This window comes from Actinomadura formosensis NBRC 14204 (assembly GCF_001552155.1).
Classification (GTDB): domain Bacteria; phylum Actinomycetota; class Actinomycetes; order Streptosporangiales; family Streptosporangiaceae; genus Spirillospora; species Spirillospora formosensis.
Genome location: NZ_BCQQ01000043.1, coordinates 19,858 through 39,982, shown reverse-complemented (window position 1 = coordinate 39,982; position 20,125 = coordinate 19,858). Strand labels below are relative to the sequence as shown.

The 20,125-nt window shown below is 67.1% G+C and carries 26 protein-coding genes; 15 read left to right on the top strand and 11 right to left on the bottom strand.

All coding sequences use genetic code 11. The features are described from left to right. Positions 1–80: 80 nt before the first annotated feature. Positions 81–1,544 carry a type I restriction-modification enzyme R subunit C-terminal domain-containing protein gene (locus tag AF1_RS14080; RefSeq protein WP_242608665.1) on the bottom strand — a complete coding sequence of 488 codons (1,464 nt, stop codon included), beginning with the start codon at positions 1,542–1,544 and terminating at the stop codon, positions 81–83. 86 nt (positions 1,545–1,630) lie between these two features. Between AF1_RS14080 and AF1_RS14075 the strand changes: the two genes are divergently transcribed. The 6 genes from AF1_RS14075 to tmk all read left to right on the top strand — a co-directional run bounded on the left by AF1_RS14075 (position 1,631) and on the right by tmk (position 5,783). Beyond that, a complete protein-coding gene (locus AF1_RS14075; RefSeq protein WP_067797928.1) occupies positions 1,631–1,867 on the top strand; it encodes a hypothetical protein in 237 nt (78 codons plus the stop codon). Next, positions 1,864–2,418: a DUF6879 family protein gene (locus AF1_RS14070; RefSeq protein WP_067797978.1), complete on the top strand. Its 555-nt coding sequence runs from the start codon at positions 1,864–1,866 to the stop codon at positions 2,416–2,418. Before AF1_RS14075 ends, AF1_RS14070 begins: the two co-directional genes overlap by 4 nt. Continuing rightward, positions 2,333–3,253 carry a helix-turn-helix domain-containing protein gene (locus AF1_RS14065; protein ID WP_067797975.1) on the top strand — a complete coding sequence of 307 codons (921 nt, stop codon included), beginning with the start codon at positions 2,333–2,335 and terminating at the stop codon, positions 3,251–3,253. The genes AF1_RS14070 and AF1_RS14065 overlap by 86 nt, the downstream gene beginning before the upstream one ends. Before the next feature lie 142 nt (positions 3,254–3,395). After that, positions 3,396–4,550 (top strand): radical SAM family protein, encoded by a 1,155-nt coding sequence (locus AF1_RS14060; protein WP_067797925.1) that lies wholly within the window; start codon positions 3,396–3,398, stop codon positions 4,548–4,550. After that, complete coding sequence (locus AF1_RS14055; protein ID WP_067797922.1) at positions 4,547–5,131, top strand: 3'-5' exonuclease; 585 nt, start codon at positions 4,547–4,549, stop codon at positions 5,129–5,131. Before AF1_RS14060 ends, AF1_RS14055 begins: the two co-directional genes overlap by 4 nt. Next, positions 5,103–5,783: a dTMP kinase gene (gene tmk, locus AF1_RS14050; protein ID WP_207393974.1), complete on the top strand. Its 681-nt coding sequence runs from the start codon at positions 5,103–5,105 to the stop codon at positions 5,781–5,783. The genes AF1_RS14055 and tmk overlap by 29 nt, the downstream gene beginning before the upstream one ends. Positions 5,784–6,023: 240 nt before the next feature. Here the strand turns inward: tmk and AF1_RS33275 are convergent, their stop codons facing one another. From AF1_RS33275 to AF1_RS14045, 4 genes are all read right to left on the bottom strand, one after another. Continuing rightward, positions 6,024–6,209 carry a DUF397 domain-containing protein gene (locus tag AF1_RS33275; protein WP_084262877.1) on the bottom strand — a complete coding sequence of 62 codons (186 nt, stop codon included), beginning with the start codon at positions 6,207–6,209 and terminating at the stop codon, positions 6,024–6,026. Positions 6,210–6,327: 118 nt separating this feature from the next. Continuing rightward, positions 6,328–6,513: a DUF397 domain-containing protein gene (locus AF1_RS33270; protein WP_084262881.1), complete on the bottom strand. Its 186-nt coding sequence runs from the start codon at positions 6,511–6,513 to the stop codon at positions 6,328–6,330. A gap of 39 nt (positions 6,514–6,552) precedes the next feature. Continuing rightward, positions 6,553–6,732 carry a DUF397 domain-containing protein gene (locus tag AF1_RS33265; RefSeq protein ID WP_242608672.1) on the bottom strand — a complete coding sequence of 60 codons (180 nt, stop codon included), beginning with the start codon at positions 6,730–6,732 and terminating at the stop codon, positions 6,553–6,555. A 24-nt stretch (positions 6,733–6,756) separates the two neighbouring features. Next, a complete protein-coding gene (locus AF1_RS14045) occupies positions 6,757–7,518 on the bottom strand; it encodes a helix-turn-helix domain-containing protein (RefSeq protein WP_169804033.1) in 762 nt (253 codons plus the stop codon). A 208-nt stretch (positions 7,519–7,726) separates the two neighbouring features. Between AF1_RS14045 and AF1_RS14040 the strand changes: the two genes are divergently transcribed. From AF1_RS14040 to AF1_RS14025, 4 genes are all read left to right on the top strand, one after another. Then, a complete protein-coding gene (locus AF1_RS14040; RefSeq protein WP_131732444.1) occupies positions 7,727–8,125 on the top strand; it encodes an ATP-binding protein in 399 nt (132 codons plus the stop codon). Then, positions 8,104–8,478 (top strand): hypothetical protein, encoded by a 375-nt coding sequence (locus AF1_RS14035; RefSeq protein ID WP_067797912.1) that lies wholly within the window; start codon positions 8,104–8,106, stop codon positions 8,476–8,478. Before AF1_RS14040 ends, AF1_RS14035 begins: the two co-directional genes overlap by 22 nt. 18 nt (positions 8,479–8,496) lie before the next feature. Further along, a complete protein-coding gene (locus AF1_RS14030; RefSeq protein WP_067797909.1) occupies positions 8,497–8,955 on the top strand; it encodes a hypothetical protein in 459 nt (152 codons plus the stop codon). 260 nt (positions 8,956–9,215) lie between these two features. Then, on the top strand, positions 9,216–10,058 hold the full coding sequence (locus tag AF1_RS14025; protein WP_242608667.1) for a methyltransferase domain-containing protein: 843 nt from the start codon (positions 9,216–9,218) through the stop codon (positions 10,056–10,058). A gap of 59 nt (positions 10,059–10,117) precedes the next feature. Here the strand turns inward: AF1_RS14025 and AF1_RS34340 are convergent, their stop codons facing one another. Continuing rightward, positions 10,118–10,261, bottom strand: coding sequence for a hypothetical protein (locus AF1_RS34340; RefSeq protein ID WP_157419190.1), 144 nt, complete (start codon positions 10,259–10,261; stop codon positions 10,118–10,120). Between the two features lie 75 nt (positions 10,262–10,336). On the opposite strand from AF1_RS34340, the gene AF1_RS14020 reads away from it, so the two are divergent. Further along, the gene (locus AF1_RS14020; RefSeq protein ID WP_067797906.1) at positions 10,337–10,666 is read left to right on the top strand and encodes a hypothetical protein; all 330 of its coding nucleotides are present in this window, start codon (positions 10,337–10,339) and stop codon (positions 10,664–10,666) included. Between the two features lie 500 nt (positions 10,667–11,166). Here the strand turns inward: AF1_RS14020 and AF1_RS14010 are convergent, their stop codons facing one another. From AF1_RS14010 to AF1_RS14000, 4 genes are all read right to left on the bottom strand, one after another. Further along, the gene (locus AF1_RS14010) at positions 11,167–11,658 is read right to left on the bottom strand and encodes a DUF6082 family protein (protein WP_207393975.1); all 492 of its coding nucleotides are present in this window, start codon (positions 11,656–11,658) and stop codon (positions 11,167–11,169) included. Between the two features lie 12 nt (positions 11,659–11,670). Beyond that, positions 11,671–12,267, bottom strand: a complete 597-nt coding sequence (locus AF1_RS14005; protein WP_255218804.1) for a DUF6879 family protein — start codon at positions 12,265–12,267, stop codon at positions 11,671–11,673. Next, positions 12,264–12,503: a hypothetical protein gene (locus tag AF1_RS33260; protein WP_084262874.1), complete on the bottom strand. Its 240-nt coding sequence runs from the start codon at positions 12,501–12,503 to the stop codon at positions 12,264–12,266. Before AF1_RS33260 ends, AF1_RS14005 begins: the two co-directional genes overlap by 4 nt. 235 nt (positions 12,504–12,738) lie before the next feature. Next, positions 12,739–14,574, bottom strand: coding sequence for an acyl-CoA dehydrogenase (locus tag AF1_RS14000; protein ID WP_067797896.1), 1,836 nt, complete (start codon positions 14,572–14,574; stop codon positions 12,739–12,741). Between the two features lie 276 nt (positions 14,575–14,850). Here AF1_RS14000 and AF1_RS13995 point away from each other — a divergent pair, with 276 nt between their 5' ends. The 4 genes from AF1_RS13995 (at position 14,851) to AF1_RS13980 (ending at position 19,457) form a co-directional block, all read left to right on the top strand. Continuing rightward, positions 14,851–16,206: a UDP-glucose dehydrogenase family protein gene (locus tag AF1_RS13995; protein ID WP_067797894.1), complete on the top strand. Its 1,356-nt coding sequence runs from the start codon at positions 14,851–14,853 to the stop codon at positions 16,204–16,206. Between the two features lie 135 nt (positions 16,207–16,341). After that, complete coding sequence (locus AF1_RS13990) at positions 16,342–17,127, top strand: sporulation protein (protein ID WP_067797891.1); 786 nt, start codon at positions 16,342–16,344, stop codon at positions 17,125–17,127. A gap of 73 nt (positions 17,128–17,200) precedes the next feature. Then, positions 17,201–18,658, top strand: a complete 1,458-nt coding sequence (locus AF1_RS13985; protein ID WP_067797888.1) for a hypothetical protein — start codon at positions 17,201–17,203, stop codon at positions 18,656–18,658. Positions 18,659–18,710: 52 nt separating this feature from the next. Further along, positions 18,711–19,457 carry an SDR family oxidoreductase gene (locus AF1_RS13980; RefSeq protein WP_067797885.1) on the top strand — a complete coding sequence of 249 codons (747 nt, stop codon included), beginning with the start codon at positions 18,711–18,713 and terminating at the stop codon, positions 19,455–19,457. Here AF1_RS13980 and AF1_RS13975 read toward each other — a convergent pair. Further along, positions 19,454–20,044, bottom strand: coding sequence for a rhomboid family intramembrane serine protease (locus tag AF1_RS13975; RefSeq protein WP_067797882.1), 591 nt, complete (start codon positions 20,042–20,044; stop codon positions 19,454–19,456). The two genes, AF1_RS13980 and AF1_RS13975, sit on opposite strands and share 4 nt — an antisense overlap. Positions 20,045–20,125: the final 81 nt, after the last annotated feature.

Sequence of the window (20,125 nt, the reverse complement as noted above, 5' to 3'; positions counted from 1 at the left end):
GGGAACCCGGCCGATAGTAGTGAACAGCGACAGCCCCCGCCATACAGGCTCGTCGGGCCGCTACAGCGCACCGCGAACGGTCAGCCGGCTTGGGAGTCGGCGGGGACGGCGGTGGCGCGGACGTGTTCCAGGACGTGCTGGATGGACGTCACCTCGGTGTCGGTGAAGAGGTCTTCCGGGCCACCGGGGGCCAGCCCGGTGAACGGCGGCCTGTAGAGGGCGCCGACGTCCACGACGCCGTTCTTGGCCAGGAAACCGATGAGGAGCTGGAGGAAGTCGAGTTGCGCGGCTGAGAGCTTCTTCCCCGCCTGGAAGTGGTCGAAGGCGGCGGTCGCGGCCTCGTACTCCAGGCCGGTGACGGAGCGCAGGAACAGGCCGAGGTTTCCGTACTCCCCGCTGACCTGGTCGATGTCGTCGTGGGTGCCGAATCCGGAGGCGATGAAGACGTCCTCGAAGTGGGCGATGTCGAGAGTGGTGAGCTGGCGGTTGCGCAGTAGCTTCTGCACGGCGAGTTCGTGTTCGTGGCTGCGCAGGTAGGTGCGGACCTTGGTTTCGAACCGGGTCCGGTTGGTGCCGAGGGAGACGCCCCTGAGTTCCGCCTCGGTGAGTTCACCCAGCTCGTCCTGGAAGTCGGTGTAGAGGACGCCCTTCTTCGCCTTCTGGATGAGCTTGGCGAGGCCGCGGACGCGGCGGCGCATCAGTTCCAGCATCGGCAGGGAGACGTCCTGCCACCACTCGTCAAGGGTGAGGTCGGACAGCAGTTCCCGCTGCTTGGCCACGACGGGATTGTTCAGCGTGGTCGGGTCGAGGAGCGCTTCGGCGATCTCCTGGACCTGGCCGCGCAGCGTGTCGTACGCCGGGTCGCCGCCCAGGACGGCGAGCTGGAGGCGCAGGGCGAGCAGGTCGAACCGTTTGGCCTCCTCGCTGTTCTCGTCCTCGCGGAACTCGGTGGGCAGGCCCGCCAGGTTCTCGGTGATCTCGTCGCGTTTCTCGGCGGTGAGCCGCTGCCAGCTCGCGGAGTCCTGGTAGCGCTCGACCTCCGCCAGGCGGCGGCGGACCTCGATGTTCTGCGGGTTCATGCCCGAGACCTCCTCTTGGAGGCGGGCGGCGAGATCCCGGCGGAGCCCGGTCTCGGTGCGCGTCCCGTCCGATTCCGGGGACGGCTCCGGGGGAAGGTCCTGCCGGTCCAGGGCGTAGAGAAGATCGGTCCGTTCCCGGAACAGGCGCTCGCTGAGGGACGGCTGGACGCGGCCCTCGGCCGTGGCGATGTCCTGGTTGAAGAATTCGACGTTGCGGCACAGGTCGAAGACCAGGAATTTCTGCTTGTCGATGTTCGGCCCGAACAGGTCCGGGCACAGGCGGGTGCCGCGACCGATCATCTGCCAGAACTTCGTCTTGGACCGGACGAGCTTGGCGAACACCAGGTTGACGACCTCGGGGATGTCGATCCCGGTGTCGAGCATGTCGACGGAGACGGCGATGTGCGGGGGCGAGTCCTTCATCGAGAACAGCATCCGCTGGTCGGGCGGCCTCTCACAGCTCACATGGACGAACGCCCTCTTGCTACACCTGCGCCCGTCACGCACCATGGAAGGAGAACATTCCCGGCGATTTCTCGCAAGGAGGCGCCATGCGCGCTCGGTTCCTCGGCAAGGATCCAGACTCCCAGGAGGGCCAGTCCCCCACTCTCTTCGCCACCGACCGCACCGACCGGATCACCTACATCGCCCAGGGCTGGAAGGTGACCGATCCCCAGGTGCTCGACGACGTCGGCCCCGTGCCGGAGCACGAGAGCCTGATCGAGATTCCGGAGGACGTGCTCAAGATGTACGCCCGGCGCTACCTTGGCGAGGGGGAACAGCACTGAGTCGACTGATCCCACCCGGCGCGGAGTTCAGCGAACTCTTCCGCACCTTCGAGCACACCGCCTTCCGCCTGGAGACTCGCGACGAGTACAAGTCGGCCAACGAGACGACGGCCCTGCGTCAGTTCGTTGCGGGCGAGCCTGTGGACATGGCCTGGTTCCATAACTGGCTGACCATGATCCGCGATGCCACGGCCGAGGGCAGGCGCTTCACGCGCGTGCGGGTCGTCACCACACCGCTGACCGACTACAGCCGGTTCGGTGTCTTCTGCTCCAAGTACACCAACGAGGCGGGCGAGGAGATCCGCTACCTGGCCCGGAACGACGCGGCCGATCTACCGAACTACGACTACTGGCTGTTCGACTCGCGGAAGCTGGTGAAGATGCACTTCGATGAGTGTGAGAACTTCCTCGGCGCCGAGGTCATCGACGATCCTGCCGTCATCGTGCAGCACAACTACTGGCGTGATGCCGCTTGGCACCGCGCCATGCGACGGGACGAATTTGCCACCGAAGAGAACCACCGGAATCACCAGCGTTCACGAAGCACGTGACGCGCTGGGCAAACGGCTCCGCGAGCTGCGACGACAGGCCGATCTGAGCGGCCGGCAGCTCGCGGAGTCCTTGTCATGGCCGCCGTCCAAGGTGTCCAAGCTGGAGAACGGTCGGCAGACGCCCACGGACGACGACATCCGCGGTTGGACGCGAGCAACCGGGAGCGAGCGGGAGGCGGAAGCACTTCTCGCCTCACTGCACACGCTCGAAATCCAACACGCCGAGTGGCAGCGTCAGCTGAGGACGGGCCTCCGACCGCATCAACAGGAGATCGCCGAGCTGGACGCCAGGACGCGACTCTTCCGCGCCTTCGAGCCGACCTTCGTCCCCGGCCTGCTTCAGACGGCCGAGTACGCCCGCTACCGCTTCGCCCAGAGCATCACCGTGTTCAAGGTTCGCAACGACATCGATGAGGCAGTGGCTGCACGGGTGAAACGGCAGGAGATTCTGTACCGGCCGGACAAGCGCTTCCACTTCGTCCTGACCGAGGCAGCCCTGCGCTACCGGCTCTGCCCACCCGAGGTGATGCTCGGGCAACTGGATCGCCTGATCTCCCTTTCCGCACTGCCCAACGTGAGACTCGGCATTATCGGATTCGAGACGGCATATGCGGTGGCACCCGCGCATGGCTTCTGGTTGCTCAACGACGACCGCGTGATGGTCGAAACCTTCTCGGCCGAACTGAACCTCGCCCAACCGCAGGAGATCGAGCTTTACGGGCACGTCTTTGAACAGCTCGCAGCCGTCGCCGGTTATGGCCGGTCGGCGCGAACGATCATCCACCGCGTCATCGAGGATCTCGCTCCAGAGACCGAAACGGACGACGCGGGATAGCTCCTGATTGCTCCCAAAAGCTTCGCGGGAAGATCTTCTAGAAAGATAGAGAAACTTTCTAGCTAAGATTGTTATTCCTCTCTACTGTCGGCGCTAAGAGCGAATCACGCCCGCCCCGGCCGCCAGCAAGGGAGAGGGACACATGCCTCCCATCCGAGTTCCTCTGCTCAGCCAGGATCAGATCGCCCGGCTTCCCGTCCGGGCTCGCGAAGTCGTGGAGTACCGCAAGAGCGGCCTCAGCCTGAACCACATCCAGGGCTGCCCTCTGGACTGCGCGTACTGCATCCGGCACACCTACGGCCTCTGGGATCAGCGCCGGCCGCGTGCCCTCATGACGGATGCCGAAGCCGTTAAGGAACTGGTCAATCATCGCTACTTCCAGCCGCACGTCACTCCGGTGCAGGTGTTCAACCGGGCCACCGACCCGTTTCTGCCCAGCGTCCGGCCGCACACCTTCGCCGTCGCGGAGGCCCTGGACGCGCGGGAGTTGACCAACCACGTCCTGATCATCACGCGCCACCAGATGACATCTGATGACATCGATCGGCTCAATCGACTCCGGCATCTGAGAGTGACGCTGCTGTTCACCTACTCGGGCATCGATGACAGAAGGATCGAGCCCTACCCGTCGCACGTCGCCGCCGAGTCGCTGAAGCTCATGAGCGCACCGCGGTCGCGGCGCTACCGCACCGTCCTCTACTGGCGTCCGCTGGTCCCCGGCTTAAACGACTCACCTGAGCAGCTGAACCGAGCGTACGAGCTGAGCAAGCACGCCGACGCCACCGTATTCACCGGCCTCTTCTACCGCGACCAGATCGCGGAGTACTACCGGGCGAACCATCTGCCCGAGCCTTACGGTGAGACGGCCCGTCGCAAGGTCGTCCCTGAGACGCTCGAAAAGCGGGTGCTTTCAGCGTTCTCGGGTAGCCGGGCCTTGTTCCGTAAGACCTCCTGCGCCGTGGCGTTCGCCCATGGGCTCCCGGATTACAACGGCCACTATGGCATCCGTGAGCTATGCGACATCTGCCCGGCACGTCAGGTGAAGCTCTGTGCGTCCACGCACCGCAGACCCGAGGCCGAGGAGATCCAGCGAGCCGCCAGCTCGCTACCCGATGCGCGTGATCTGGTGGTCGAGGACATCACCGACCGCGCAGCCGTTCTGTCCGGGTTGCCGGACGAGCAGCCGCGCTACTTCTTGCAGCACGGTTTCGGCTTCCAGATGCACGACGCGGCTCACCCGCATCGGGAGCGTCGGCACGGTCGGGCCGACATCGGATGGAAGGTGCCGGAACAGTGACCGACTGGACCGAGCTCACGTATGCCGTCGTGGACGTCGAGGGCAACGGACAGCAGCCGCCCGACCTTGTGGAACTGGCCATCGTTCCGATCATCGGCGGTTCCGTAGGCGAGTGCGTCCAGTGGCTCCTCAAGCCGGACGAGCCGATCAAGCATTTCGCCACGCGCATCCACGGCCTGCGGAACAGCGACGTGGCCGAGGCGCCGAAGTTCGACCACATCGCACCCCAGGTCCGAGAAGCGTTGGATGGGACGGTCCTCGTCGCGCAGAACGCGCACGTGGACGCGGGCCTGTTGGCACGCAAGCTCGGGGAAGCGTGGCCACATCCAGAGGTACTCGACACGCTCAAACTCGCGCGGCGTCTGCTTCCCGGTAGGAAGAGCTACCGCCTTGGCGAACTGGCGACGTCCCTCAACCTCGCTGAGGGCCTCCCCGAAGGACTGACACCGCACCGGGCGGTCTATGACGCGCTCGTGACCGCGCGCCTGTTCACACTTCTGGCCGAACGCGCCCGCACGATCGAAGCGCTGCGCGACATTCCGGGAATGAGAAGTGCGGACGAACCGCCGGCCCTCTTCTGAACGGCACAAAGGGCTGTTCGTCAGCGTTGACGGGCCAAGTGGTGCCGGGAAGACCACCATCGTTCACCACCTGGCCCGGCTCCTCACGGCAGAAGGCCGGAAGGTTCACGTGACCGCAGAACCGTCGTCCGGTCCGATCGGTGAGTTGTGCCGAGCGCTGACCGAGACCGTCACCGGCCCCGCGCTCGCCTGTTTGTACGCCGCCGACAGGTATCACCACCTGGTCACGGAGATCCGGCCGAAGCTCATGGCCGGGCATCTGGTCATCTCCGACCGATACCTCGCCTCGGGCCTGGTGGTCCAACGCCTTGACGGCGTGGACGCCGGTTTCCTGTGGAACATCAACGAGGCGACCGATCCGCCGGACCTCGCGGTGATCCTCGAAGCCGATCCAAAGGTCGTCTCTGCACGGCTGGCCGAGCGCGGACCCCATAACCGTTTTCAGATCACGCCGGGCAGCAGCGGTGCCGAAGTGCACTTCTATCGGGAGGCTGCCATGCGAATGAGCGAGGCCGGTCTCAATGTGCTCCCCGTCAGCTGCAACAAGCGACCGGCCCACCAGATCGCCAAAGTCATTTGCGGCCGACTGCTCACACTCTCCGCTACAGGCGGTCCCGAGGGCGGTCGATCTTGCTCTTCAGCTCACCCGTAATCACGCCAGAACTCCAGTAGCTCACGGCGCCGCCTGCGCCCGACTCCCGCAGGTCGGGGGCGGTCGCTCCGACTCCGCCCGTACCCCGCAGATGTCCACGCCGGGCATGACACCACATTCGCGGGTGACGAGCTTTGACGGACGGCCATCGTGCGCCCCAGGCTCTCTCTCCCCATCCAGGCACATCGCTTGTCAGGGGCAGGGGCGAACCTCGTCGGACCATCCGTCGCGCTACGTCCGTCAGAGGTTCTTGAGCGCCTGAGCGAAGCGGCCGAAGTCACGACGACTCACCACGAGCACCGGGCCGTTGGGGTCCTTACTGTCTCGGACTGCTACAAGGTCCAGGGTGCATGCCACTTCAATGCACTGGTCTCCGTCATCGTGGCTACGGGACGCCTTGCGCCAGGTTGCCCCACTCAGGTCCATCTTTCTTCAATCACCTCTCCGATCAAGGCTCTCGTGGCCCCAGGCTTTCCCGTCCAGGCTCATCGCTTGTCAGAGGCAGGAGCGAACCTTGATCGGACCATCCGTCGCGCTACGTCCGTCAGAGGTTCTTGAGCACCTGAGCAAAGCAGCCGAAGTCACGACGACTCACCACGAGCACCGGGCCGTTGGGGTCCTTACTGTCACGGAATGCCACGACTCTCGACGCTCCGGCAACTTCAACGCAGTTGTCACCCTCTACCGTGCTGCGGGTGGCCTTGCGCCATACCGTCCTACTCGAAGCCATCGTCTTCATAGATTTTGCTCCAGCAGAGGGTAACCATACTTACAAACTCTTGAGCACCTCAGCAAGGCGCCGAAATTCGCCACAACTTACGAATATCTTAGGGCCGATCGGGTCCTTGCTGTCGCGGAAAACAACGACACGAGACATTAGCGCAACCTCAACGCAAGCGTCACCTTGTTCGCTACTGCGAGAAGACTTACGCCACGTTGCTTTGGTCATGTCCATTGTTCGTCTATAACCTTTCTAATCAGGGCTCGCGCGTCCCTCACGTTCAGTGCTTCCGATTGCAGGATCACGAAGGTCTCGTTTGCCATTGCAATCTCTTCGGGGGTCTGTCGTTGTTTCACCTCCCCACGCCTTGATCGCATACGCCACCTGCTTGTGGTCGGGACGAGTGGCGATATGAAAAGATCCCCAGACGTTCCTGATGTATCGAATCGGAGCAATCTGCAACTGAACCTTCCCGCTCAAGGATAGTTCACATAGGTGCTCCAACTGCTCCTTCATAACCTCCGGCCCTCCAACCTCACGATAGAGGACCGTCTCGTCCATAATGACAGAGATGATCGGAGGCGGATTCCTGTGTAGAATCTCCTGCCGTCGCATCCGGTTTTTAACTGCGTCCTCATCTCTCAAGAGAACGCGAGCATAGGCTTCCTTCTGCAAAAGCCCCGGCACCAGTCGCTCCTCGTAGGCGCGGACCATGATCGCGGACTGCTCAGCCTTCGGGTAGCTAGCGAAGTGTTCGGGGTACTTGTCGGACTTGATCGATTCTAGTAGTTCGTCCCAGGCTTCGACGAGGGTCGTCCCGGACTTGAGCGCACGGTCAAGCCGAAGGGCCATATCTCGGCGGCAGCGCGTCCGGCCGGACTCGATCTGCGTGATGTAGCTGCGTGTCACATTCACCAGGTCAGCGAGCTGCTGCTGATTGAAGCCAGCAGCCTTGCGGAGGCGCCTGACCTCCGCACCGAAGCTCAGGAACTCGGGCTTGATTCTGTTCTGCATCGGCATAACGCCTCTCGCTGAGGGGGTTACTTCCAACGACAGCGGTTGTGAGTGTTCTGACACTGCTTCACAGGTACCCGGGAATCCTACGCCGTCTTGTGACTTCATAGTGTTCGTTCGATAACACAGGGTGATCGTGGCGGGTTCTTCCGGTTTGGCGGGTTGGCCCCGTTCGAGATCAGCCTCCGTCCAGGCTGGAGGTTCACCGATGCCAGCGGTCATGCTCGCGCCCGAGGCGGCGCCGCTCGTCCTCGATCCGTCCGACGAGGCGCCCGCGAAAGCGCGCCGCTACCTCACCGACCGGTTCCGCGAGCTCGGGCACGCCGACGACTTCGTCGGCCGGCTCGTGGTTACCGAGCTGGTGACCAACAGCTACAAGCACGTCGGGGTCGGGCACATCATCGTCCGCGTCTTCCCGGACGTGCGCGAACCGCTCACCGTCATCGAGGTCTGGGACGAGAGCACCACTCTCCCCATCGTCCAGGACGAGGACGGCGACGCCGAGAGCGGGCGCGGTCTGCTGCTGATGGCTCAGCTCGTCCACGACTGGGGTGTCCGGCCGCTCAACGAGGAAGGGAAGATCACATGGGCTCGCTGCGCCCGCTGAACGTCCGGGCGGGCCGTCATCTGCTGCGGTGGCGGACCCGGCTGGGGCGCACCACGGCGATCCGGAACCTCGACCTGCTCGCCGTCGCCGTCCGAGCCAAGAACTACCGCTGCGTCAAGCTCTACCAGGCCGACGAGTTCCCCACTCGTCCGCCGGTGCTCTGGGTGCTGGCGTTCGGCCCCGACGACTACGTCCGCGTCGCGGTGAACGTCCAGGCCGTGCCCGGCGGCTGGGCCTACTACGACGCCGGGCGCGGACGCCACGGCTACCTCTGCCCCTGCGGCGACACCAAGCAGGCCGCCGACCAGGTGGACGCCCTCCTCAAACACCGCATGTTCCCCTCCACCTGGTAGCGCAACGGAGGCATCCCGATGACCCACAGACCCGAGGCGTGGCACGACCGACCGGCGCTTGCCCGCTCAGCGCCCGCGCCACCGCTGTCCACGCGTCCGGTCGGACGGCTGGAGCTGGATCTCGACATCGACCAGGCTCTCGACGACCTTCAACGTGCCTTCCCGGGGCTCTGCATCTGGCACGGCGAGTTCAGCGGTTCGCTCTGGGCGCTCCTTCCGGACCGGCTGGTCGAAGCCAGGACGGCCGCCGACCTGGCCCGCAAGCTCCGCGCCGCTCTGCCCCGCCCGCATCCCCACGCGAGGCCCGAGCCGTATGTGCGCCGCCCTCAGCCGTCCACCCCGCATCCAGACGGCACCGGGACGACCGCGAAGGCCACCACCCGGCGACCAGCGCAACACAGCGGGCGTGTCCGGCGCGTCGTCCACTGGTTCCTGACCGCCTGCCTCCACCCGACGCCCGCGGCTCCACTCCCGTGACCGCCAATCCGCGAAATGCCCGGGCGCCGTGATTTCCAGGATGGCCGGGTTTGATCGGCGTTGCCGCAGAGGCAGACCCGAACGAGTTATTCCAGCCCGAACCCAACGAGCCCCGAACAGGGCCAGCACTCCGTAAGGTCGAAAAGATCGTCCGAAAGGATCAGCCTCATGGGTAAACACGAGAATCCGTCGAACTGCGGCATGTGCGGCGGAAGCGGAAAGATCACCGTGAACAACGACAGCAAGGAGGAGGACGTCAAATGCCCCGGCTGCCACGGTTCGGGGAAGGCATGAGCATCGACGCCGCGTTCAAGGCCGTACCGCGCGAAGCGTTCGTCCCTGACCTGGTTTGGGTCCGTCGTGACGACGGCTGGGCCGTCCCCCTGCGCCGTCAGGACGACCCGGACCGCTGGCGCGCCCTGGTGCGCTCCGACGACGCCGTGACGACGCAAATAGATGACGGAGCGGCCGATAAAGGCGTGTGGCCCACAAGCTCGTGCTCGGCCCCGCACGTCGTGCGGCAAATGCTGGAGCTCCTGGACCTTCAGCCCGGTCACCGGGTCATGGAGATCGGCACTGGCACGGGCTGGAACGCCGCACTGATGGCGGAAATCGTCGGGCCGCAGAACGTGACCACGATCGAGATCGACCCGGTGGTGGCCGAGCAGGCGAGGGCGAACCTGGCCGGGGTCGGCTGCCCGGTCCAGGTCGTCACCGGAGACGGCGAGGCCGGAAGCCCGGCGGGCGGCCCGTTCGACCGGGTGATCGCCACGGCCGCCACGGCGGAGCTGCCGTATGCCTGGGTGCGGCAGACGCGGCCGGGCGGGCTCCTACTGGTTCCGTGGGCTCCGACGTTCCACCCCGACGGCCCGATCGGTCGTCTCGCCGTCCGGGACGGAGGGCGTGCAGAAGGCCGGTTCGTCGCCCCCTCCTGGTTCATGCCGCTACGCGGCCAACGGATCTCCCAACCCGACCGGAACGCCTGCAAGGAGAGGTGGGCCGACGCCGGCAGACCTGCCATCGACCGGTTCGGGATCACCGTGACGTCCCAGGGGCAAACGATCTGGCTCGACTCCCCGGACAACCCGATCGCCCCGACCTGAACGAACAGGCCCCCGCCGTCGGGACGGCGGGGGCCGGTGCGCGGCCGGTCAGGACGGGATCAGAACGATTCTTCGGGAAGGTCCGTCACGTCCAGGGTGGTGGCCTCGGTGACGGCCCGCCCGCATCCCCACGCCAGGCCCGAGCCGTATGTGCGCCGCCCCCGGCCCTCCACCCGCCGCGCAGACGGCACCTGGACGACCACGAAGTTAATTAGCGGTGCCGCACAGGCGGACGTGGACGAAGTCCTCTGGGCGGTCGATCGGGCACACTGGTGTGTATGAAAGGGCACAGCGGAGAGCCGTTCAGTTACGCCGAGACCAGGCCGTACGAGGTGGCCGGCTCGCTGGATGAGCTCCGGGGGCCGGAGCATGGTGTGGTGGTGCTTCCCCTAGAGCTGGCCTGGGGCGGGCGGACTGAATTCGATCTTGATGACGACTACGACCGGGCGGCGCTCTACAAGATTGTGCTGGAGGAGGGCGGGGCGGAGCATCAGCGGCGGCTGATCAACGGTCGGCTGCTGGTGGAGCACTGGGATGAGATCCTTTCGGCTCGTCCGGTCCGTGCCCGGTGGGAGCGGCGCTTTTCCCAGTTGCGGCATGCCGCCTGATGGATCGGTTCCCACAACGGCTGGCCCGCATCGCGCTGGAGGCCGTCGGTGACCGGGGTCCCGGCTTTGACACTGCGCTATTCGCAGAGTCGCTCTCCTACCTGCACCGCATCCCCGACCGGGACTTCACCGCCTACGGCGTGCCCAGCGCGGAGATCGGGGCAATGAGAGACCGATTCGCCGCCTGGGAGCAACTGCTTTCGCCATAGACGACGGGACCGAAGCCGCCAGACCTGCCATGGGCCGGTTCGGGATCACCGGACGCCGGAGGGGCAGACGATCTGGCTCGACTCCCCGGACAACCCGGTCGACCCGGCCTGAACCGACAGGCCCCCGCCAGAACCCTCACGGGGGCCTGACGCGCTGTCTATGGCGCAATGGTGTCGGTGTACGCCGCGTCCACTTCGGCCGTGAAGGTGTCCTCGGCGCCGTCACCGTCGGTGATGGAGACACGAGACGGGCGGCTGCGGGCCCAGAAGGCCCGCATGTCCGGCTGGCCATCAGGAACCGCAGGGCATTGCGGAGTTCTGGGAGCTCGATGGTGCGGGTCTCATAGGCGACCTTCTGGAGGTCAGGATCAGATTGCAGTAGTGGTCCTTGCGGGTCGTCTGCTCGCCGGGTGCGGGGGCTGGCCAGACCGAGCGGAGTTCGCTGTCCTCGATGGCCATTTTGATCAGGTCGGTGTGCAGCTCGCGCATCGCGAGTTCACTGCTTCGCGCCTGCTCCTCCTGAGCAATTCTCAGCTCTTCACGCTGGTTGCGCAGCTCGCGGCCCTGCATCAGGAGCGCGGCGGTGATGCCCAGGAACGCGGCGCCGGAGAAGAAGACCGCGACCGGGCTGACCGCCTGACCGATGTCCGACCAGCGCGCCAGCTCGTCGTCGTCCAGACGGAGCAGGAGAAGAACCGGGACGAGGACGCAGAAGACCACGGCGAGGAGTCCCGCCGTGATCGCGAGACCCATGGGGAGGGCGCGCCGCACTCTGCCTTTCATGGCATCGCCGGGTCAGGCGCGGTAGGCGTCCGGAACTCCTTGCAGCGGTCGCAGCCTTTCACCGCGGGTCCGCACATCGCCGGCGATGTCCGCGAGAGCGTCCAGCGTCTTTGGACGCCGGACGAGCCAGCCGCCGACCTGGTAGCCGATGGGGCCGGGACCGTAGTCGTGGACGAGGGCGCTGTGCGAGTCGAACAGCAGGAAATCGAAGTAGTTCTCCACCGGAGCCGGTGGCGCGAAGAATTCGATGTGCTCGCCCAGCCCGCACCGCACCTCATAGTTGATCATCTCGTAGCGCAGGTAGTCGGTGAGCGGGTAGGACAGCAGCCGCACCCGGGTGAACTCCAGGTTCCGCGACCTGACCTCGTCGCGAAGGGGCTGGTCTCCCATCGCCTCTTCGCTCAGGAGGCGGCGGGCCCGCACGGCGTCGCCCGCCTGGAACGCCTCCTGCGATCGGACGCCGTCGGCCTCGCGGTAGGACTGCCAGCACTCCAGCTTGAGGAAGCGCCGTTCGGTACGTGCCCAGGCTCGGCCGAACGCCTCCAGGAAGCCGTCCAGGGTGAGCCGCTCGCTGCCGTCCAGTACCCACTCAGGCGGTTGATGCATCATTCGTCCGGGATGTCTTTCTTCGCGGCGATGAGAGTGGCGCGCGTGATGCGAACGATCCGTTCATCTGGGGCGCATCGGGCGTCTTTCATCGGATTCGGCCCGAGCTCGTCGGTGATGTCGACGCCAATGACCGCGAATGCACCATCACTGAGTGTGAGAATATCAGGAGAACCGGTCGTCGAGGTCGTATCACCGCGCTCGGCGGGTGCTTTGCCGAGGCGACCGATCACCTTCATGGGGATCCTCCCGGATAGAAGCCGTCGTCAGCCCTCCCCGGGCCACATCACGGACAAACGGCAGACGCACGCTTCCGGCCTCTTCGGGTCAATACTGTCCGCAAGGTGCAGTGATCATCTATTTCCGGGCGACACTGCGGTCGAGAATCGTTCTGTCCAAAGCGCGGGCTCGCCGACACAGTGGTACGAGAACAGGCCCCCGCCGAAATCGGGCGGGGGCCTGTCGCAGTCGAACTCAGAACGATTCTTCGGGCAGGTCCATTACGTCGAGGGTGGTGGCCTCGGTGATGGCGCGGTCGGATGCCAGGCGCGGCAGGACGGTCTGGCAGAAGAACTGCGCGGCCGCGACCTTGCCGCTGTAGAACGCCTTGTCGGGGTCGGACACGTCCCCGCCGCCGAGTGCGGTCAGCGCGACGTCGGCCTGGCGGAGCAGCAGCCAGCCGACGATGAGGTCACCGAGGGCGAGCAGCAGCCGGGACGTGTTGAGCCCGACCCTGTACAGCTCCTTCGGGTCCTCCATCGAGCCGAGCGCCCACCCGACCATCGGGGTGATGATGCCCTGCACGTCGTCCAGGGCCCGGCCGAGCAGCTCCCGCTCGTTCTTCAGCCGGCCGTTGCCCGCCTCGGACTCGGCGAACGCCCTGATCTCGCCGGCGAGCACCTTCAGCGCCTCGCCGTTGTCCCGCAGGATCTTGCGGAAGAACAGGTCCTGGCCCTGGATCGCGGTGGTCCCCTCGTACAGGGTGTCGATCTTGGAGTCGCGGATGTACTGCTCGATCGGGTAGTCCTGCAGGAAGCCGGAGCCGCCGAGGGTCTGCAGCGACTCGGCGCCGAGCAGCGCGTACGCCCGCTCGGAGCCGAAGCCCTTGACGATCGGCAGCAGCAGGTCGTTGACCTTCTCGGCCTGCTCGTCCTTGCGGCCCTCGTGCTCGGCGACCTGCACGGCGTCCTGGTAGGTCGCGGTGAGCATCACGAGCGCCCGCATCCCCTCGGCGTACGCCTTCTGCGTCATGAGGCTGCGCCGGACGTCCGGGTGGTGGGTGATCGTGACGCGCGGGGCGGACTTGTCCGTCATCTGCGTCATGTCCGCGCCCTGCACGCGCTCCTTCGCGTACTCCAGCGCGTTGAGGTAGCCGGTCGACAGCGTCGCGATGGCCTTGGTGCCGACCATCATCCGGGCGTACTCGATGACGAGGAACATCTGCCGGATGCCCTGGTGGACGTCCCCGACCAGGTAGCCGATGGCGGGGTGCTTCTCGCCGAGGGTCAGCTCGCAGGTCGTGGAGACCTTGAGGCCCATCTTCTTCTCGACGTTCGTCACGTAGGCGCCGTTGCGCTCGCCCAGCTCGCCGGTCTCCAGGTCGACCAGGTACTTCGGGACGAGGAACATCGACAGGCCCTTGGTGCCGGGGCCGGCGCCCTCGGGACGGGCCAGCACCAGGTGGAAGATGTTCTCGGCCATGTCGTGCTCGGCCGAGGTGATGAAGCGCTTGACGCCCTCGATGTGCCAGGTGCCGTCCGGCTGCTGGACGGCCTTGGCGCGGCCGGCGCCGACGTCGGAGCCCGCATCCGGCTCGGTCAGCACCATCGTGGCGCCCCACTGCCGTTCAAGGGCCAGTTCGGCGAACCGCTTCTGCTCGGGCGTGCCGATGTACCACAGGATCTGGGCGAAACCGGGACCGGAGGCGAACATGTAGACGGCCGGGTTGGCGCCCAGCACCTGCTCGGCGACGGCCCAGGTGAGGGAGCGCGGGGCGCCGCTGCCGCCGAACTCGGGTGCGAGGTCGAGGCGGTACCACTCGGCGTCCATCCACGCCTTGAACGACTTCTTGAAGCTCTCCGGCATCGTGACGGTGCCGGTGGCGGGGTCGAACGCGGGCGGGTTGCGGTCGGCGTCCTCGAAGGACTCGGCGATCGGCCCCTCGGCCAGCCGGTTCACCTCGTCGAGGACGCTGCGCACGGTGTCCTCGTCCAGTTCCGCGTACGGGCCGCTGCCGAGGAGGTCCTGGCGCCTGAACACCTCGAAGAGGTTGAACTCCAGGTCCCGGAGGTTGCTCTTGTAGTGCCCCATTCGAGACTCCGTTTAGCTCCGGCGGTGCCGGCGGCCCCGCTGCATACTGGTTAGTAACTCAACATCATGCTACCCGCTAGTAACCAGTGGCAACCCCGCACAGCACCCGGTTTCAGGGCATAGGCCACATCGAACCACGCCCCGATGCCGGACATGACACAACTCACAAGCTCGCGGGCGCCTCCCTGACCCCGCCCCAGCCCCTTCCGCGGCCCACCGGACCGTGGTGGGAAGATCGGGCGGGGGCTGAACACCGTGAGACACGAGGAGGTGCGCATGAACCAGGAGGAGGCCGAGGCCCCGAGACTGACCGTCATCGGGACCGGCTACCTCGGCGCCACGCACGCCATCTGCATGGCCGTGCTCGGCTACGAGGTCCTCGGAGTGGACGTCGACCGACACAAGATCGACCGGTTGGCGTCCGGCGAGGTCCCTATCTTCGAGCCCGGACTACCCGAACTGCTCACCAAAGCGCTCGACTCCGGCCGGCTCCGCTTCACCACCTCGTTCGAGGAGGCCGGCGCGTTCGGAGACGTCCACTTCCTGTGCGTGGGCACACCCCAGCAGGCCGGGTCCGACGCCGCCGACCTGACCTACCTGGAGGCCGCCGCCCGCTCCCTCGCCCCGCACCTGCGCCGCCGCGCCCTCGTCGTCGGCAAGTCCACGGTGCCCGTGGGGACGGCCGCGCGCCTCACCGAACTCGTCCAGGCGCTGGCGCCCGCGGGCGACGCGGTCGAGCTGGCCTGGAACCCCGAGTTCCTCCGCGAGGGCTTCGCCGTCGACGACACCATGCGCCCGGACCGGCTCGTGTTCGGCGTCGCGTCCGACTGGGCGGACGAGCGGCTGCGGGCGGCGTTCAAACCCGTCCTCGACATCGGCACCCCCGTCATCCGGACGGATCTCGCCACCGCCGAGCTGGTCAAGGTCGCCGCCAACTCCTTCCTCGCCACCAAGATCTCCTACATCAACGCGATGGCGGAGGTCTGCGAGGCGGTCGGCGCCGACGTCAAGGACCTCGCCGACTCGCTCGCGCTCGACGACCGGATCGGCGGCAAGTTCCTCAAACCGGGCCTCGGCTTCGGCGGCGGGTGCCTGCCCAAGGACATCCGGGCGTTCGCGCACCGCGCCGAGGAGATCGGCGTCGGCCAGGCCGTGTCGTTCCTGCGCCAGGTGGACGACATCAACCGGCGCCGCCGGGCCCGCACCGTCGACCTCGTCCGGGAACTGCTCGGCGGCGACTTCGCCGGCCGGCGCATCGCCGCCTGGGGCGCGGCGTTCAAGCCCAACTCCGACGACATCCGGGACGCGCCCGCGCTGGACGTGGCGCGCACCATGCACGGCCTCGGCGGGGACGTCCGCGTCTACGACCCGGCCGCGCTCGGCAACGCCCGCCGCGCGTTCCCCGAACTGCGGTACGGCGACAGCGCGTTCGACGTCGCCCGGGACGCCGACGTCGTCGTCCTGCTGACCGAATGGTCGGACTTCCGGGAGGTCGACCCGGAGGCGCTGGGCCGGGTCGTCCGGCACCCCCGGATCGTGGACGGGCGCCACGCCCTCGACGCCACCCGATGGCGCGAAGCGGGCTGGGAGTACCGCGCCCTGGGCCGCTCCTACGCCCCGAGCCGCTCCTAACGCGCGGCAGGCGGCCACTCATGGCCACCAAAACTGGCGATTCGCAGGTCACAGCCATTCCCGGAACGTACTCTCCCGTAACAGCGTCTATGGGACGAGAGCGCGGGGAGTGCTCGAACACGGGAGGGACCACCCTTGGTCTTCAAGAAACTGCGGCAGGCGATGGGCATCGGCGGCCCGTCCATCGAAACCGTCCTACACAACCCGAACACGACGCCGGGCGGTGTCGTGACGGGTGAGATCACCATCATCGGGGGCCAGTACAACTCCGACATCAAGGCGGTGAACCTCGCCCTGCGGACCAAGGTGGAGGTCGAGTCGGGCGACAACGAGTACACCACCAACCTGGAGTACGCCAAGATGCCCGTCGCGGGCGGCTTCAGCCTCCAGGAGGGCGCGCGGCACAGCATTCCGTTCCAGTTCCCCATCCCGTGGGAGGCGCCGCTCACCCACATGTACGGGCATCCGCTGCACGGCACCACGGTCGGGATCGCGACCGAGCTGGAGGTCGCGGGGGCACTCGACCCGGGCGACCTCGACCCGGTCGCCGTCCACCCGCTGCCCGCGCAGGAGCGCATCCTCGCGGCCTTCTCCAACCTCGGCTTCCAGTTCCGCAACGCCGACTGCGAGAAGGGCCGCATCTGGGGCGTCCACCAGGAGCTGCCGTTCTACCAGGAGATCGAGTTCCACCCTCCGGGCCAGTACGCGCGCGGCATCAAGCAGCTTGAGGTGACGTTCGTGTCGTACCCGCAGTCGATGGAGGTCGTGCTGGAGCTGGACAAGCGCGGCGGTGTGTTCACCGAAGGGCACGACGCGTTCAGCCGGTTCACCGTCGACTACGCGACCGTGGAGCACACCGACTGGGAGCGGCAGCTCGACGGCTTCTTGCAGGACGCCGGCCGGCGCCGCGGCTTCTTCTAACCGTTCCGGCCGTCCCGAAGATCCCCTCCGCGATCTTGCTCGCGGAGGGGATCTCCGCGTAGAAAGAGGTTCCGTGCCCCAGCCCCCCGGACTGAACCACGCGGAACGGCGCCTCTGGGCCGCGTTCCCCACCGGCTCACCCGTCGTCCTCGGCGACGACCTGCCCGCCGGGCCGCTGCCCGACCGGATCGTCCGCGCCGAGATCATCACCCGGCTGCTGCTCGGCGCCGGCGAGACGCAGCCGGGCGCGGTGGCGGCCGTCCGGCTCCGCGGCGCCTACATCACCGGACGGCTGGACGTCACCGGCGGCACCGTCGAGCACGAGCTGCGGCTGGAGGACTGCCGCCTCGTCGAGGAACCGGACTTCTCCAACGCCACGACCCGGCAGCTGCGGCTCTCCGGCTGCCGGATGCCGGGCTTCGACGGCGGCGGCCTGCGCGCGGACGGCTACCTCAGCCTGTCCCGGTCGCGGATCGAGGGCTCGGTGCGGCTCCCGAGGGCGCAGCTCAGCGGCGGCCTGCGGATGAACGACACGCGCATCACGGTGACCGACCCCGCGCAGTGGGCGATCTTCAGCGGCGGCCTCGTCGTGGACGTCGGCACGTTCATCCGGGGCGCCGAGATCAGCGGCGGTGTCCGCTTCGTCGGCGCGCGGATGAACGGCGGCCTGTTCATGGAACAGACGACGCTCTCCAATCCCGGCCGCATCGCCCTCGACGCGCAGAACATGATCGTCGAGGACGCCGCCGAGTTCAGCAGGGGCTTCACCGCGCTCGGCACCGTCCGGCTGCGCAGCGCCCGGTTCAACGGCATCCTGTCGTTCTCCCGGGCCCGGCTCGACTCCGGCGACCCGGCCCGGATGGCGCTGCACGCCAGCCACATCCAGGCGGACGAGCTGCTGCTGTGGCCGGAGGAGAAGATCCAGGGCCGGGTGTCGCTGTCGTACTCCCGGATCGACCTGATCATGGACCATCCGTCCGTCTGGCCGGACGAGCTGTATCTGAACGGCATGACATACCAGACGCTGCGCGGCGCCGAGTTCAAGGACCGGCTCAGCTGGGTCTCGCGGGACAAGGAGTTCCACCTCCAGCCGTACGAGCAGCTCGCCGCCTGGTACCACGGCATCGGCCACGACGACCTGGCGCGGAAGGTGCAGCTCGCCAAGCTGCGGGCGCGCCGCCGCGGGCTCCACCCGGTCGGCAGGGCGTGGAACCACCTGCTCGACTGGACGGTCGGGTTCGGGTACCGGCCGTGGCTCGCGGCCGCCTGGTTCGCCTCGCTGCTGGCCCTCGGCACGACGGTGTTCTCGATCGAGCATCCCCGCCCGGTCAAACCGGGCAACGAGCTGCCCTCCTTCCACGCGCTGATCTACACGCTCGACCTGCTGATCCCGCTGGACACCTTCGGGCAGCAGCTCTCCTACGACGCGGTGAACTGGTCGCGCTGGATCGCCTACGCACTCGTCACGCTGGGCTGGGTGCTGGCCACCGCGCTGATCGCCGGTGTCACGCGGGTGCTCCGTCCGAACTAACCCGCCGCCCCGCGCGTCCATCGAGGTAGGGGACGCGGGAAGATGGGACGACATGGGCACATATCTGATCACGGGGGCGACGGGCGGCATCGGGACGGCGGTGGCCGAGCTGCTGCGTGAACGCGGGCACGACCTGATCCTCACCGGCCGCTCCCCCGAGCGCCTCGACGCGCTGGCCGGGGCGCTGCGCACGGGTGCGCACGCCGCCACCCAGGTCATCAACCGGGGCGCGGTCACCTCGCCGCCGCGCACCACGTCCATCACCACGATCCCGCTGGACCTGACCGAACCGCGCCGCATCGAGGCGGCCCTGGCGATGTCCGGGATTCCGGCGCGGCTGGACGGCCTCGTCCACGCGGCGGGCATGGTGCGCCTGTCACCGGTCGCGCACCTGGAGGCCGACGAGTGGATGGAGCACCTGTCGGTCAACCTGGTGTCCGCGGCGGAGCTGACCCGCCTGCTGCTGCCCGCGCTGCGCGCCGCCGAGGGGCAGGTCGTCTTCGTGAACTCGACCGCCGGGCTGCGCGCCAACCCCGGATGGGCGGCCTACGCGGCGAGCAAGTTCGGGTTGCGCGCGCTGGCCGACTCGCTGCGCGCCGAGGAGCCGTCCCTGCGCGTCACGACCGTGTATCCGGGCCGGACGGCCACGGAGATGCAGCGCAGGGTGCGCGCCCAGGAGGGCCGCCCCTACGCCGAGGGCGACTTCGCCGCCCCCGCGACCGTGGCCCGCGTGCTGGTGTCCGCGCTGGAGACGCCGCGCGACGCGGTCGTCGCGGAGGTCACCGTCCGGCCGCACTAGCCGCGGCGCAGGAACCAGGACGCGAGGACGCCGCCGATCAGCCCGAACAGGTGGCCCTGCCAGGAGATGCCGGGATCTCCGGGGATCACGCCGAAGATCATCGTCCCGTAGACGGCCACGACGGCGACCGCGATACCGATGTCGAGCAGCCGCCGCTCGAAGATCCCGCGGCCGACCAGGTAGCCGAAGAAACCGAAGATCAGGATGCTGGACCCGAGCGTGTTCGCCGAACTGAGGAACCACACCCCGAGCCCGCCGACCACGATGATGATCAGGCTGGCGGCCAGGAACTTGGCGATGCCGCGCGCCGCCGCGACGAACCCGAGGATCAGGAACGGGAGCGTGTTGGCCATCAGGTGCCCGAACCCGGCGTGCATGAACGGCGCGGTGAAGATGTCCGGAAGGTCGTTCACGTCGCGCGGCTGGATCCCGAACCGGTCGAGCCAGCCGTCGGTCGTGTAGTCGAACGCCTCCAGCACCCACATGACCGCGGTCACGGACCCGATCAGGATCAGCGACGACAGCGCGCGGGCACCGTGCTTCGCGAACCCTTCGGAGGAACGTGGCCGGTCAGGGAGATAGCTCATGTCAGTCACCGTAAGTCTGGACGACCCTGCATGGTCAACGAGCAGGCCGTCCAGAAGGTGCCATGAACGGTTTTCACCCTG

Excerpts from the sequence above, each read along its gene's own strand:
- AF1_RS14075 (WP_067797928.1), top strand. The coding sequence starts at position 1,631 with ATGCGCGCTCGGTTCCTCGGCAAGGATCCAGACTCCCAGGAGGGCCAG.
- AF1_RS14065 (WP_067797975.1), top strand. The coding sequence starts at position 2,333 with ATGCCGCTTGGCACCGCGCCATGCGACGGGACGAATTTGCCACCGAAG.
- AF1_RS14060 (WP_067797925.1), top strand. The coding sequence starts at position 3,396 with ATGCCTCCCATCCGAGTTCCTCTGCTCAGCCAGGATCAGATCGCCCGG.
- AF1_RS33275 (WP_084262877.1), bottom strand. The coding sequence starts at position 6,209 with ATGGACCTGAGTGGGGCAACCTGGCGCAAGGCGTCCCGTAGCCACGAT.
- AF1_RS33270 (WP_084262881.1), bottom strand. The coding sequence starts at position 6,513 with ATGGCTTCGAGTAGGACGGTATGGCGCAAGGCCACCCGCAGCACGGTA.
- AF1_RS33265 (WP_242608672.1), bottom strand. The coding sequence starts at position 6,732 with ATGACCAAAGCAACGTGGCGTAAGTCTTCTCGCAGTAGCGAACAAGGT.
- AF1_RS14045 (WP_169804033.1), bottom strand. The coding sequence starts at position 7,518 with ATGCAGAACAGAATCAAGCCCGAGTTCCTGAGCTTCGGTGCGGAGGTC.
- AF1_RS14040 (WP_131732444.1), top strand. The coding sequence starts at position 7,727 with ATGCCAGCGGTCATGCTCGCGCCCGAGGCGGCGCCGCTCGTCCTCGAT.
- AF1_RS14035 (WP_067797912.1), top strand. The coding sequence starts at position 8,104 with ATGGGCTCGCTGCGCCCGCTGAACGTCCGGGCGGGCCGTCATCTGCTG.
- AF1_RS14030 (WP_067797909.1), top strand. The coding sequence starts at position 8,497 with ATGACCCACAGACCCGAGGCGTGGCACGACCGACCGGCGCTTGCCCGC.
- AF1_RS14025 (WP_242608667.1), top strand. The coding sequence starts at position 9,216 with ATGCCCCGGCTGCCACGGTTCGGGGAAGGCATGAGCATCGACGCCGCG.
- AF1_RS14020 (WP_067797906.1), top strand. The coding sequence starts at position 10,337 with ATGAAAGGGCACAGCGGAGAGCCGTTCAGTTACGCCGAGACCAGGCCG.
- AF1_RS14010 (WP_207393975.1), bottom strand. The coding sequence starts at position 11,658 with ATGAAAGGCAGAGTGCGGCGCGCCCTCCCCATGGGTCTCGCGATCACG.
- AF1_RS14005 (WP_255218804.1), bottom strand. The coding sequence starts at position 12,267 with ATGATGCATCAACCGCCTGAGTGGGTACTGGACGGCAGCGAGCGGCTC.
- AF1_RS33260 (WP_084262874.1), bottom strand. The coding sequence starts at position 12,503 with ATGAAGGTGATCGGTCGCCTCGGCAAAGCACCCGCCGAGCGCGGTGAT.
- AF1_RS14000 (WP_067797896.1), bottom strand. The coding sequence starts at position 14,574 with ATGGGGCACTACAAGAGCAACCTCCGGGACCTGGAGTTCAACCTCTTC.
- AF1_RS13995 (WP_067797894.1), top strand. The coding sequence starts at position 14,851 with ATGAACCAGGAGGAGGCCGAGGCCCCGAGACTGACCGTCATCGGGACC.
- AF1_RS13980 (WP_067797885.1), top strand. The coding sequence starts at position 18,711 with ATGGGCACATATCTGATCACGGGGGCGACGGGCGGCATCGGGACGGCG.
- AF1_RS13975 (WP_067797882.1), bottom strand. The coding sequence starts at position 20,044 with ATGAGCTATCTCCCTGACCGGCCACGTTCCTCCGAAGGGTTCGCGAAG.